This is a genomic window from Thiocapsa rosea (genome assembly GCF_003634315.1).
Lineage (GTDB): Bacteria > Pseudomonadota > Gammaproteobacteria > Chromatiales > Chromatiaceae > Thiocapsa > Thiocapsa rosea.
On record NZ_RBXL01000001.1, the window covers coordinates 5,809,914 to 5,823,377 of the forward strand.

Sequence of the window (13,464 nt, forward strand, 5' to 3'; positions counted from 1 at the left end):
CGAACAACGGACCGAACGTCTGAATGCATCGACTCAGCGCCGACCGCGCGCTGCCGAAAAACCGTATCGTCACAACCGAAACACAACACTGGAGCATGCAATGTACTGGCTCGTCGCCCTGATGACCTTCGCCATCCTCGGACTCATCCTGCTCGGACTCATGCTAGAGCTTCGCCCGCAGCTCGCGACCGGGGCCCGGTCCTGGTACAAGCCGGCGATGGGTACCCAGCTGGTCGTCTTCGTCGGGGCTCAGCTCGGTTTGCTGGTGCTCGGCATCAACGACGCCTTCGCCAACGTGGATGTCGTCGCCGTCGAGTCCGTCAACGAGATGTCGCTCGGCATGGGTCTGGCAATCATCGGCGCCGGTATCCCGACCGCCATTTCCACCATCGGGGCCGGCATTGCGGTCGGTCCGATCGGCGCCGCCTCACTTGCCGCCATCACCGAGAAGCCGGAGAACCTCGGCCGAACCCTTATTTATCTCGGGCTTGCCGAGGGCATCGCCATCTACGGCCTGGTCATCTCGATCCTGCTGATCAACAAGCTGTAATCGGCGCGCAGCTCGGGGGCCATTGTGGTGGAGACGGAACAGGACTACGGCCGACCGACACGCATGCTCTTCCTCGGCGAGGATCGGCTTGCGGACGGCTTTCGACTCATCGGCTTCGAGACGCATCCCAATCCCGACCCCGAGCTCGTCGATCGGACCATTCGGGATCTGCTGCGTGGACGCGAGAAGGCATTCGTGGTCGTGGACGATGCCGTGATGGCGCAGGACATCCCGAGCCTCAAGCGCGTACGACGCGAGGGGGGGCGGATCGTCGTGATCGCCGTGCCGCCGCTGGGCGAGCATCCTCAGTTGGGGAGCGATGTGGCGCGACGGCTGGCCGCGCTGTTCGGCAATGCCGTCGTCAACGCCAGGGCGGAGCCATGAGCCGTCGGCTCTCGAAGGTCGCCGGTTGCGCCCATGATGACCTTGGTTGTCATCAAACAGTATTCATTCACTTAAATCGCGTCTCAACCGTCGCCCCTTGTGTCCACAAGGCAGCGGCAAGCGACAAGACGATGTTTTTCGCTCCGGACGCGATTTAACGAGGGTCCATCGTGAATCAGGTACAAGAGCTTGAGCAGGCCATTCTGGCCCGCGCGGAACGGCTGGCCGGCGAGTATCGCGAACGCGCCAACCGCAGCCGCGACAGTATCCTGCGCGAGGCTGCGGAGCGGCTGCGCATGCGCGAGAGCCGCGAAGAGAGCATCGCCAAGACGCTCGCGGATCGGACCTTCCGCCAACAGGTGCAGGCCAGCGAGCTGAAGATGCAGACGCACCTTGACCGCATGCGCTGGAACCTGGTGCAGGATGTGGAGCGCGCGCTTGCGGGACGGATGAAGGCGTTCAGCGAAGACCTCGGGCGCTACGAGCCTTGGCTGGAAAGCCTGATCGTGCGCGCGGCCAACCTCATCGAGGAGACGTCCCTGGTCGTCTCGGCCAATGCACGCGATCTTCAGCGCTTGGCCGAGCGCTGGGACTCCATCCTGGAGACCCTCCCGAGCCATAAGAGCGTGACCCTCTCCAAGGAGCGGATCGAGACGCTCGGCGGGGTGCTCGTCGCCAGCCGCGACCGACGCATCCGCGTCGACAATACCTACGAGGGCCGGCTCGAGCGTCTGCGCCCCGCGGTGCAACAAGTCATCCTCGAACGGCTGTTGCCGAGCGGGTTCGACACCGGCAACCTCTTCGGCGGATGAGACGATGAGCGAAACCCATGAGTGAAACCCATGAGTGAAACCCATGAGTGAAACCAAGCGAACGGGTGTCATCCGAGACATCAACGGCCCCATCGTCACCGTCGAGCTGCCGGGCGTGCGCAGCGGCGAGCAGGTGAAGATCGGCGATCTGGGCCTCTTCGGCGAGGTGATCTCGCTGCGGGGCGAGCTTGCGGTCGTGCAGACCTACGAGTCCACCGACGGGGTGCGCCCCGGCGAGCCGGCGCAGGGCTTGGGCTGGCCGCTCTCGGTCGAGCTCGGCCCCGGTCTGATGGGCGGCATCTTCGACGGCGTGCAGCGCCCGTTGGAGAAGATCGCTCTCGAGTCGGGTGACTACATCCGTCGCGGCATCTCGGTGCCCGCGCTCGATCGCGCGCGCGAGTGGGAGTTCGAGCCCAATCGCGAGCTGAGCCCGGGCGCCAAGGTCGGGCCCGGCATCGTCTTGGGCACGGTCCAGGAGACCACGACCGTCCTGCATCGCATCATGGTTCCACCGGGGGTCGAAGGCGAGCTGCTCGAGGTGGCGCCGGCAGGCGAGTACGATATCGAGTCGACCATCGCCCGAGTGCGCGATCCGCGCGGCGTCAGCCACCGGCTGAGCATGTATCAGCGTTGGCCGGTGCGTAAACCGCGGCCTTACCTGCGTCGCGACGACGGCATCTCGCCTCTGATCACGGGCCAGCGGGTCATCGACACCTTCTTCCCGCAGCTCAAAGGCGGCAAGGGCGCGGTGCCCGGACCCTTCGGTGCCGGCAAGACCGTCGTTCAGCAGCAGATCGCGCGCTGGTCCAACGCCGACATCGTCATCTATGTCGGCTGCGGGGAGCGCGGCAACGAACTGGTCGACGTGCTGGAAAGCTTTCCCGAGCTGGACGACCCCTACACGGGGCGCAAGCTGATGGAGCGCACGCTGTTGGTCGCCAACACCTCCAACATGCCGGTGGTGGCCCGCGAGGCGTCGGTCTATGTCGGCATCACCATGGCCGAGTATTACCGCGACATGGGATACGACGTGGTGATGCTCGCGGACTCCACCAGCCGCTGGGCCGAGGCGCTGCGCGAGGTCTCCGGACGGCTCGGTCAGATGCCGGTCGAGGAAGGCTATCCGGCCTACCTGGCGTCACGCCTCGCCGCAGTCTACGAGCGCGCCGGACGCGTGGAGACCTACGGCGCCGGCTCCGGCTCGGTCACCCTGATCGGCGCGGTCTCTCCTCCCGGCGGCGACTTCTCCGAGCCGGTGACCAGCCATACCAAGGACATCATCGAGACCTTCTGGGCACTGTCCAAGGAGTTGGCCGACGCGCGTCACTACCCCTCGATCGACTGGGTCACCAGCTTTTCAAAGCACGTGCATACCGCTGCGGAATGGTGGCACAAGGAGATCGATCCGGACTGGGAGAAGCGCCGTACCGCCGCACTCGCCCTGCTGGCGCGCGACGCCGAGCTCTCGCGCATCGTCAACCTGGTCGGGCCCGAGGCACTCTCGGACGCCCAGCGCTGGGAGCTGGAAGGCGCATCCTTGATCAAGGAAGGCGTGCTTCAACAAAGCGCGCTCGACGAGATCGACACCTTCTGCTCGCCGCAAAAACAATTCGCGCTCCTCGATTTGGCGATCACCATCTACAAGCGCGGTGCAGCCCTGATCAAGCTCGGCGTGCCGGTCTCGGAGCTGCAGCATCTCCCGCTCATGGCCAAGATGCGACGCCTCAAGTCGATGTATTCCAGCGAGCAGCTCGACCAGGTTCTCGCCTTCCGCGCCGAGGTCGATCATGCAATGGAGTCGGTGCGGATCGAATACGCCAAATCGGATCAATATGAACACAACGCATAGCATGCCGGACGCGGTTCAATGAGCATCAAAGAATATCGCACCGCAATCGAAGCCCGCGGCGGCCTTCTGATCGTCAAGGACACCGCCGGAATCGCCTTCGGCGACCGCGTGCAGATCAAGGACCACGCGGGCGCCACGCGCAACGGCCAGGTCATCCGCAGCGCCGACAACGAGGTCCTGATCCTGGTCTTCGAAGGCACCGACGACCTGGACCTGGAGAACACCTGGGTGCGCTTCCTCGACGAGCCGGTCGAGATCGCACTCTCCCCCGAGATCCTCGGACGCGAGTTCAACGGGCTCGGCGAGCCGCGCGACGGCCGCCCGCCGGTCCTCTCCAACATCCGTCGCCCGGTCGGCGGATCGGCCATCAACCCGGCCGCGCGCACCTATCCGCGCGAGTTCATCCAAACCGGCATCTCCACCATCGACGGGCTGAACAGCCTGGTGCGCGGTCAGAAGCTGCCGATCTTCTCGGGCTCGGGTCTGCCGCACAATCGGCTCGCCGCCCAGATCGGACGCCAGGCCAAGCTGGTCGACCAGGAATCGAGCTTCTCGGTGGTCTTCGCGGCGATGGGCGTGTCCTACGCGGATGCGAAGTTTTTCCGCGACGAGTTCGCCAGCTCCGGCGTACTCCGCAATGTGGTGATGTTCATCAACCTCGCCGACGACCCGCCGGTCGAGCGGCTCACCCTGCCCCGCACCGCCCTGACTGCCGCCGAGTATCTCGCCTACGATCTGGATCGGCACGTCCTGGTCATCCTGACCGACATGACCAACTATGCCGAGGCGCTGCGCGAGGTCGCCACCGCCAAGGGCGACGTCCCCGCGCGCAAAGGCTACCCCGGTTATCTCTACTCGGATCTGGCCGAGATCTACGAGCGCTGCGGACGCATCCACAACCGCCACGGCTCCATCACCATGATGCCCGTAGTCTCCATGCCCTCGGACGACATCACGCACCCGATCCCCGACCTCACCGGCTACATCACCGAAGGCCAGATCGTGCTCTCGCGCGAACTGCACAACCAAGGCATCTATCCCCCGGTGCACATCTCGCCGAGCCTCTCGCGACTCATGAAGGACGGCATCGGCAAGGACGACACCCGCGAGGACCATCCCCGCGTCGCCGGCCAGATCTATGCCCTCTATGCCCGCGCGCAGGAGACCCGCAACCTCGCATCCATCATCGGCGCGGACGAACTCTCCGAGCGCGACCGGCGTTATCTCACCTTCGCCGACGCCTTCGACGAACGCTTCGTCGGCCAAGGCGAGGCCGAAGACCGCTCCATCGAGGCCACACTCAACCTCGCCTGGGAGCTGATGAGCATGTTCCCGCGCGACATGCTGACCCGCGTGAAGGAGACGGATTTGGCGAAGTATTATCAGGGGACAGATTAGGCGAAATCCTGTAGGGGCGACTTCAGTCGCCCCCGACCTGATGGTCGTTCCTTTCTCGGAAATCACCTGAAACAATCTCGGCGGCGCTTACCCGAGCGCGCTGCGACGAGCCCCGCCGACGGCTCGGCAGAAGCCGGGGTCTCCGCGATTGGCTCGACGCCGGCAGTACCGAGACATTGGTTCGTGGAGTCTCCACCGCAACTCGGGCTATGATCGGAACGATCAAACGAGAAGCGCCGGAGGACAAGGATGACCAAGACCACAAGCCACCAAACGCCCGAGCAAAAGGCCCGCGACGCGATCGATCGACAGCTGATCGCCGCGGGCTGGATCGTACAAAACAAAGGCGAGATCGACTTCAACGCAGGCCGCGGTATTGCGGTTCGCGAGTATCTAACCAGCGTCGGCCCGGCGGACTACACGCTCTACGTCGACCAAAACGCGCTCGGTGTCATCGAAGCCAAGCCCGAGGACTGGGGCCACAAGATCACGACCATCGAGGATCAATCCGGCGGCTATGCCAATGCGACCCTGAAGTGGAGCAAGAGCACGACGCCCCTGCCCTTCGTCTACGAAAGCACCGGCACCATCACCCGCTTCACCGACGGGCGCGATCCCAAGCCGCGCTCACGCGAGGTCTTCACCTTCCATCGCCCGGAGACACTCGCCGAGTGGGCGTCCAAGCCCGTCACCCTGCGTGGCCGCCTCCAGACCCTGCCGCGGCTCCTGCCGGCAGGTTTGCGAGACTGCCAGATCGGTGCGATCGAGAATCTGGAAACCTCCTTGCATGCCGCTCGGCCGCGCGCCCTCATCCAGATGGCGACCGGCTCCGGCAAGACCTTCACCGCCATCACCGCCGTCTATCGGCTGCTGAAGCACGCCGATGCCAAACGCATCCTCTTTCTGGTGGACACCAAGAACCTGGGCGAGCAGGCCGAGCAGGAGTTCATGGCCTTCGTGCCGAACGACGACAACCGCAAGTTCACGGAGCTGTACACCGTGCAGCGGCTGACCTCCTCCTTCGTCGCCAAAGACAGCCAGGTCTGCATCAGCACCATCCAGCGCATGTACGCCCTGCTCAAGGACCAGCCGCTCGACGAGACCGCCGAGGAGACCAACCCGGCCGAGCAATCGGTCAAGGCCAAGACACCGCTGCCCGTCGCCTACAACCCCAAGATCCCGCCCGAGTTCTTCGATGTCATCATCATCGACGAGTGTCATCGCTCCATCTACAACCTCTGGCGCCAGGTCATCGAGTATTTCGACGCCTTCCTGATCGGCCTGACCGCCACCCCGGACAGCCGCACCTTCGGCTTCTTCCACAAGAACGTGGTGAGCGAATATACCCATGAGCAGGCCGTCGCGGACGGAGTGAACGTCGGCAACGAGATCTACGAGATCGAAACGAAGCGGACCAAGGAAGGCGGAACACTGAAGGTCAATCAACAGGTCCAGCGACGCGAGCGATTCACGCGCCGCAAACGGTGGGAGGTCCAGGACCAGGACGAGACCTACAGCGGCAAGGAGCTCGACCGCTCGGTCGTCAATCCCGACCAGATCCGCACCGTCATCAAAGCCTACCGGGACACGCTGCCGCAGATCTTTCCCGGTCGCCAAGAGGTGCCAAAGACGCTCGTCTTCGCCAAGACCGACAGCCACGCCGACGACATCATCCAGATGGTGCGCGAGGTCTTCGACGAGGGGAATCAGTTCTGCAAGAAGGTGACCTACCGCGCCGCCCAAGACCGCAAAGACGCCGACGGCAAGGTCGTCGAGACCGGCGAAGACCCCAAAGCCGTCCTCGCCCAGCTCCGCAACGACTACAACCCGCGCATCGCCGTGACCGTCGACATGATCGCCACGGGCACCGACGTCAAACCGCTCGAATGTCTGCTCTTCATGCGCGACGTGAAGAGTCACAACTATTTCGAGCAGATGAAGGGCCGCGGCACCCGCACCCTCGGCGCCGACGATCTGAGAAAGGTCACGCCCTCCGCGACCACGGCCAAGACCCACTATGTGATCGTCGATGCCGTCGGCGTCACCAAATCGCTCAAGACGGCCAGCCGACCGCTGATCACCAAGCCCTCGGTCTCGCTCAAGGACCTGGCCACCGGCGTCATGATGGGTATCCGCGACGAGGACACCGTCAGCACGCTGGCCGGTCGACTGGCCCGGCTGAACAAGCAGCTCGATCCGAAGGACCAGGCCAAAATCGAGACGGCCGCCGGCGGCGTCTCGCTCACCGCGATCGTCAAGGCGCTGGTCGATGCCATCGATCCGGACCGCATCGAAGAGCAGGCCCGCGAGATCGCCGGCGCCGGCGAGCCCGCCGACACTGAACGCGATCAGGCCCGAGACCAACTGGTCGGCGCCGCCGCGCAGGTCTTCACCGGCCCTTTGATCGCGCTGATCGACAGCATCCGACGCGACAAAGAGCAGACGATCGACCACGACAATCTCGACACCCTGGTACGCGCCGAATGGGCCGGCGACAGCGCCCAGAACGCGCGGGTCCTGACGCAGGACTTCGAGCAGTATCTCGCCGAGCACCGCGACGAGATCGAGGCGCTGAACATCTTCTTCAGCCAACCCGCGCGCCGTGCCGAAGTCACCTATGGCATGATCCAGGTCCTCTTGGAGCGACTGCGCGAGGATCGGCCCAAGCTCGCCCCGCTGCGCGTCTGGCAGGCCTACGCCGCTCTTGACGAGACCGTTCCCGGCACGGGCGCCGGCAACCAGCCGATCAGTGAGCTGACCGCCCTGGTCGGGCTCATCCGCCGCGTCTGCGGCATCGACCCGACACTCGTCCCCTATAGCGACACCGTCCGCCGGAACTTCCAGAACTGGATCATGAAACACCACAGCGGCGCGGGCGAGAAATTCAACGAAGACCAGATGGCCTGGCTGCGCATGATCCGCGATCATGTCGCCGCGTCTTTCCGGCTGGAGCGCGATGATCTGGAGATGGCCCCTTTCGATGGATTCGGCGGGATCGGGCGGATGTATCAAGTGTTTGGTGAGGGGATGGATGAGGTGATTGATGAGTTGAATGAGGTGCTTGCGGCGTGAAGATGAAGGGGATTTCCGGGGATCGCCAAGACGATCTTGTACGCCCAACGGCGGGAAGCGAAGGGGTGAATCAAAATAAAATTTCCCTCGGAGAAGCAGCCGCCGAATCAATTGATCAAAGTGGGTCGCAAGGCGACTCGTTCACCTATATCGATATCAGCAGTATCGACCGCAGGGCCTTGATCATCGATTGGTCCACTGTTGCTAAGCCGCCACAGGAACGAGGTAAGGCTGCCTTGCCGGGCGCGGTCGTCGTCGGGCCGGTCGGGCGGGCCAGGGCATGCGCTCGAGCACCTGCTCGAACAAGGATGGGTGGGGTTGAGCGAAGAAGCGCTCGGCGGCCGTGGTGCCGTCGGGCCGCTTGATCGCAAAGTTGTGCAGGGCGGTCAAGACCTGCTGCTTGCGCGGACTGAGTCGGTGATGCCCGTGCTGATAGAGCGCGAGGAAGCCGTTGCGTCCCTCGACACAGGAGCTGCTGCGCTGGAACAGATCGGCACACTCCCCGGCGACCTGCTCGAGATGGTGACGGGTCTGCGGATCCAGCGACTGGATCGGGTGCGAGGGCTGCCTCAGCGGGGCGAGACGCTGCGCACTCAGTGCTCGGAGTCGATGACGGGGCTCGGCGCGGGTGCTGCGTGCGGCGACGCGCTCCAGATAAAGCGCCGGGATCAGATCGTCGAGCATCGCCTGCTCGATGGCCGATGCCAGGTCCAGCGCCTGCACCCGGGTGTTGACCATCATGAAGAAGAAGGTCAGCGTGGCGACGAGGCTTTGAGTCAGGCGCTTCGCCTTGGCCAGATGTGCGCAGAGACGCTCGGAAAGATCCGCTTCCTCGGCGATCGCCTCCAGGCGCGCAAACAGCGTTCCCAGACGCGCCTCCAACTGCTCGGGGGTTTGCGCCTGTCCCTGTTGGATCTCGTAGGGATGATCGACCTCGCTGAACGCACCGATCAGGGCTTTGGCCTCGGCGCGGTGCGCGTGGGCCTGCTCGCGCGCAAGGCTGGCTTGGACGTAAGCGCTCAGCGCCTCGTCGATGCGCGCGGCGAACGCCGGCGGGCGCCCGGGGCCGTGGCGGCGCCGATGATAGGCCTGCTCGGCGGCGCATTCGTCTTGCCAGCGCGCCTTCGCCTCGGTCTCCGCCGTCTCGGCCTGTTGCTCGGCGCGCTTCAGCGACAGACTCATCGCCTGGCTGACCTCATGCTGCAGATGAAACAGGTCCGTGGCATGGTGTGCGCCCAGATCACGCTCGACATGCGCCAACAGCCCCTTGGCCTCATCGCTGGTGCCTTGCACCACCGTGACATTCAGCCCCTCGAGTCCACCCTCGAGCGCCCGTGTCCAGGCCGCCGCCGAGCGCTCATCGCTCCTGTGCTCGAGCAGGATGAAGTTCGAGACCGCATCGATGCCCACCAAACGCATGCCGTCTTTCCACGTCTCATCTTCGGCGATGCTCAGTGTGCGATGGGGCATGGCTTGGGCCAGCGTCCCGCGCAGTTCGGTGGCGGCGGTGACGATCTGCTCCTCCAAGCCGGCATGGAACGCCTGCTGCGCACCGTAGGAGGCGCCGATGAATGCCGACAGCCCACTGCGCTCGAGAAAATCGCAGACCACGCGCACGCCCGCGCCGCCCTGCTCGCCGATGCTCCAGTGCGCGGCAACCAGGATCCGGCGCAGCCACACCACGCCCTCGGGCGTCTCGACGAAGGCCGACAGCGCCGCCGGCGCCGATGGCGCAGGGGACGCGTTCCAGTGACGCAGGGTGCTGCGCGCCACGCCGGCGCCGCTGACCGCCGCGCGTTGACTCTGCCCATCCTGCTGGGCTTGCGCCACCGCATGCAGGTGCTTGGCGCGATCCAAGCGATCGTGGATTGGCGTGGGGCGTCGATCTGCACTAGAGTCGACACAGGCAGGAGCATCGGACAACGGCGTTTCCCTCGGTCAGTTTGCACTTCCAAGGGTACGCCTCCCCGGCGCTCCTGCCACTCCTTCAGGATGCTTGATCGCCTACCGAAACACGCGGTTTTGGACCAACCGATGATCAAGGCCGACCGCAGGCTGAAGCGTATTACCAATGCAAAGACAATAAGCTCCGACCAAACGCCCAATCGCGCGAAACAGCGTTTAGAAGCAGGCGATGTGCTGGTTTCGATGACACGGCCAAACCTCAATGCAATCGCTCTCGTACCCGAAGACCTCGACGGGGCGATTGGCTCGACCGGCTTTTATGTTCTCCGCTCGAAATGGGTGGCTCCAAAGTTTCTGTTCTACCTGGTACAAACACGCGAGTTCATCGATCAAATGACTCTCCGCGTGCAAGGCGCACTTTATCCAGCGGTTCGACCAAGAGATGTGCTGGCCTTCACCTTCGCGCTTCCTTCAGCCTCGACACAACGCAGAATTATCGCGAAGATCGACGCTCTCTTCTCAGAGCTCGACAAGGGCGTAGAAAGCCTGAAGACCGCCCGCGAGCAACTCAAGGTCTATCGCCAAGCCGTCCTCAAGCAGGCGCTCGAGGGTAAGCTCACTATCCAGTGGAGGAAAGAGAACAAGGAAAAACTCGAGCTACCCGAGCAAATTCTGAAGCACATCCAGAAGGAACGCGATGCCCGCTACGAACAGCAACTCTTGGGTAGGAAAGATGCCATTAATGCCTCGGAGTCAAATGAAAACGAGGTTAAGAAAACCCGGAAGCCCAAGACGTCTGAATGCGCAGATATGCGCAACACTTTTTTAGTCGAGATTCCTAAGGAGTGGACTTGTGCGCCGATAAAGGATCTCAATTCTGATGTTTTTGATGGTCCATTTGGCTCCCATCTGAAGACCCATGATTATGTAAGCGAAGGTGTTCGTGTTATCAGGCTAGAGAATATCGGACATCTGGTATTTGTGGACAGCAAGCAATCGTTCGTAACCTTTGAAAAATACCAAACGATAAAAAAACATACGGTTCATCATGGAGACGTGATTGTTGCCTCTTTCGTGACGGATAGTATACGCGCAGCGATACTTCCTGAAACCGTTGATCTCGCCATCAACAAAGCGGATTGCTTTTGCCTGCGCCTTTACGGCGAGTCGGTTCGTAACGACTTCGTGGCAGCGTTCCTATCAACGCGGTCCGCCTATAAACAAATTGAATCGGAAGTTCACGGGGTTGGACGCCCGAGGATAAACACTGCCCAACTAAAGAATTTTACAATTCCCGTCTGCTCACGAGAAGAGCAGAATCTAATCATGCAATTATTAAGCGAAAAATTGTCGTTAATCGAGAATCTGGATTCATTAATCGATTGCGAAATTCAAAGATGCGAGGTGCTCCGCCAATCTATCCTCAAGAAAGCCTTCTCCGGCCAACTCGTCCCACAAGATCCCAATGACGAGCCCGCTTCGGTGCTTCTCGAACGTATCCGCACGGAGAAGGCGGCCCAGGCCAAGACCACCAAGGACAGCGTCAAACGCCGGACTCGCGTCAAGCGGGCCGCGCCGACATGACCGTCCCCGACCAACCGAAGCTCTACCACATTGCCCATGTCGATCGGCTGCCGTCGATCGTCACTGATGCCTGCCTCTGGTGCGATGCCGAGATCGTCCGACGCGCGCCGTCGGGGACCACCATCGGGATGACGAGCATCAAACAACGGCGGCTCACCGAGCTGACGCTGACAAGCCATCCGGCTCTGAAGGTCGGCGACTGCGTGCCGTTCTATTTCTGCGCACGATCGATCATGCTCTACCTGATCCATCAGGCGAACCATCCCGAGCTGGCGTATCGCGGCGGTCAAGGCCCGATCATCCATCTGCAGGCCGACCTCAACGCTTGTGTTGCTTGGGCCGACGAACATGGACAGCGATGGGCCTTCACCCTATCGAACGCGGGCTCGCGCTTCTTCGAGGATCGCTGCGACCTCGCACAGTTGCACGAGATCGACTGGCAAGCGGTCGAAGCCAGGCAGTGGCACACCTGCAAAGAAGGCAAGCAGGCCGAGTTTCTGCTGGAGCGTCGCTTCCCTTGGCACCTGATCGAGTGCATCGGTGTCTACTCACAGGCCATGTTGCAGCAGGTGTCCCGTGTGTTGCCGCCGGACGGACATCGGCCAAACGTCGAAGTCAGAACAGATTGGTATTACTGAGACGGAAACGCCCAAGATGATCGAATACAAACACGGCGATATTCTGTGCGAGGATGCCGAGGCGCTGATCAATACGGTGAATTGCGTTGGCGTAATGGGCCGCGGTATCGCGCTTCAGTTCAAAAAAGCCTTCCCGGAAAATTTCAAGGCGTATGCGGCGGCATGCCGGAACGCCGAGGTTCAGCCCGGGAGGATGTTCGTCTTCGAGACCGGGCAACTCACCAACCCGCGTTACATCATCAATTTCCCCACCAAGCGTCACTGGCGCGGGGCGAGTCGGATGGAGGACATCGACGCGGGCCTCGATGCGCTGGTGGAGACGCTCCAGCGTCACGACATCCGCTCCATCGCCGTCCCGCCCTTGGGCAGTGGACTGGGCGGGCTCGACTGGTCGGCGGTCCGCCCACGTATCGAGTCCGCGTTGCGTCACCTGACGGACGTGCGCGTGGTCATCTACGAGCCAAAAGGCGCTCCTCCGACCGAGACAATGGTCCGCAACCGCAAGGTACCGAAGATCACCGCCGGGCGTGCCGCGCTGGTGGAGCTGATGAACCGCTACCTCGATGGACTGCTCGATCCCTCGGTCACGTTGCTGGAGGTGCATAAGCTCATGTATTTCATGCAGGAGGCAGGCGAGCCGCTGCGGCTCAAGTATGTGAAGGCCGCATATGGCCCCTATGCCGAAAACCTGCGTCATGTGCTGAATGCCATCGAGGGGCATCTGGTTGCCGGCTATGCCGACGGCGGCGACGCACCGGGGAAACAACTCACGCTGATACCGGGCGCGGTTGCGGATGCCGCGCTGTTCCTGCGGCAACATCCGGAAACGCAAGCCCGGTTCGATCGCGTCTCGGCGCTCGTTGACGGCTTCGAAAGCCCGTCGGGCCTAGAGCTTCTGTCTTCGGTGCACTGGATCATGAAGCGCGAGTCCATCGCATCCCCGGCTGAGTTGGCCGACCGGCTCTACGCCTGGAGCGAGCGCAAGCGCCGCTTCACACCGCGCCAGATCGGGATCGCCATTGATGTGTTGACGAGTCACGATTTGGCCGGCGGTAAGCGCGGGCACACATCAATGCCGGTCAGGCAAGTGTGACGCGAAAGCGTCCAACAGGCCTCCGGTCGAGCTTCTCCTCGATCACGGCGATCGGCTCGCCGGTCTCGATTGCGGTCGAGCTAGCCAACCCGCGCACGCGATTGCGTCGAGCCTTCACGGGCTCTTTCAGGTAAGGATTCGTATGGGACAGTGTGTTGTTTTTCATGCGTTGATGATAA

Annotated in this window: 11 protein-coding genes; 9 read left to right on the plus strand and 2 right to left on the minus strand. The window is 62.7% G+C overall.

The window, feature by feature from the left end; all coding sequences use genetic code 11:
- The first annotated feature begins 100 nt into the window (after positions 1-100).
- The 6 genes from BDD21_RS25785 (at position 101) to BDD21_RS25810 (ending at position 8,065) form a co-directional block, all read left to right on the plus strand.
- Entirely contained in the window at positions 101-550 is a 450-nt protein-coding gene (locus tag BDD21_RS25785) for an ATP synthase subunit C (RefSeq protein ID WP_120799596.1), read from the plus strand.
- A 63-nt stretch (positions 551-613) separates the two neighbouring features.
- Positions 614-934, plus strand: a complete 321-nt coding sequence (locus tag BDD21_RS25790; RefSeq protein WP_170164959.1) for a V-type ATP synthase subunit F — start codon at positions 614-616, stop codon at positions 932-934.
- 170 nt (positions 935-1,104) lie between these two features.
- Positions 1,105-1,746, plus strand: coding sequence for a V-type ATP synthase subunit E (locus BDD21_RS25795; protein WP_120799598.1), 642 nt, complete (start codon positions 1,105-1,107; stop codon positions 1,744-1,746).
- Between the two features lie 43 nt (positions 1,747-1,789).
- On the plus strand, positions 1,790-3,595 hold the full coding sequence (locus BDD21_RS25800) for a V-type ATP synthase subunit A (protein ID WP_120799599.1): 1,806 nt from the start codon (positions 1,790-1,792) through the stop codon (positions 3,593-3,595).
- Positions 3,596-3,613: 18 nt separating this feature from the next.
- Positions 3,614-4,993 (plus strand): V-type ATP synthase subunit B, encoded by a 1,380-nt coding sequence (locus tag BDD21_RS25805; RefSeq protein WP_120799600.1) that lies wholly within the window; start codon positions 3,614-3,616, stop codon positions 4,991-4,993.
- Between the two features lie 249 nt (positions 4,994-5,242).
- On the plus strand, positions 5,243-8,065 hold the full coding sequence (locus BDD21_RS25810; RefSeq protein ID WP_120799601.1) for a type I restriction endonuclease subunit R: 2,823 nt from the start codon (positions 5,243-5,245) through the stop codon (positions 8,063-8,065).
- Positions 8,066-8,269: 204 nt separating this feature from the next.
- Here the strand turns inward: BDD21_RS25810 and BDD21_RS25815 are convergent, their stop codons facing one another.
- Complete coding sequence (locus BDD21_RS25815; RefSeq protein WP_120798871.1) at positions 8,270-9,922, minus strand: DUF6399 domain-containing protein; 1,653 nt, start codon at positions 9,920-9,922, stop codon at positions 8,270-8,272.
- Positions 9,923-10,099: 177 nt separating this feature from the next.
- Between BDD21_RS25815 and BDD21_RS25820 the strand changes: the two genes are divergently transcribed.
- The 3 genes from BDD21_RS25820 to darG are packed head-to-tail and all read left to right on the plus strand — an operon-like array spanning position 10,100 to position 13,285.
- Positions 10,100-11,554, plus strand: a complete 1,455-nt coding sequence (locus BDD21_RS25820; protein WP_120799602.1) for a restriction endonuclease subunit S — start codon at positions 10,100-10,102, stop codon at positions 11,552-11,554.
- Positions 11,551-12,192: a type II toxin-antitoxin system toxin DNA ADP-ribosyl transferase DarT gene (darT, locus tag BDD21_RS25825; protein ID WP_120799603.1), complete on the plus strand. Its 642-nt coding sequence runs from the start codon at positions 11,551-11,553 to the stop codon at positions 12,190-12,192. Before BDD21_RS25820 ends, darT begins: the two co-directional genes overlap by 4 nt.
- A gap of 16 nt (positions 12,193-12,208) precedes the next feature.
- The gene (gene darG, locus BDD21_RS25830) at positions 12,209-13,285 is read left to right on the plus strand and encodes a type II toxin-antitoxin system antitoxin DNA ADP-ribosyl glycohydrolase DarG (RefSeq protein WP_120799604.1); all 1,077 of its coding nucleotides are present in this window, start codon (positions 12,209-12,211) and stop codon (positions 13,283-13,285) included.
- On the opposite strand, the gene BDD21_RS25835 is transcribed toward darG, so the two are convergent.
- Entirely contained in the window at positions 13,272-13,451 is a 180-nt protein-coding gene (locus BDD21_RS25835; RefSeq protein ID WP_120799605.1) for a hypothetical protein, read from the minus strand. The genes darG and BDD21_RS25835 overlap by 14 nt on opposite strands.
- Positions 13,452-13,464: the final 13 nt, after the last annotated feature.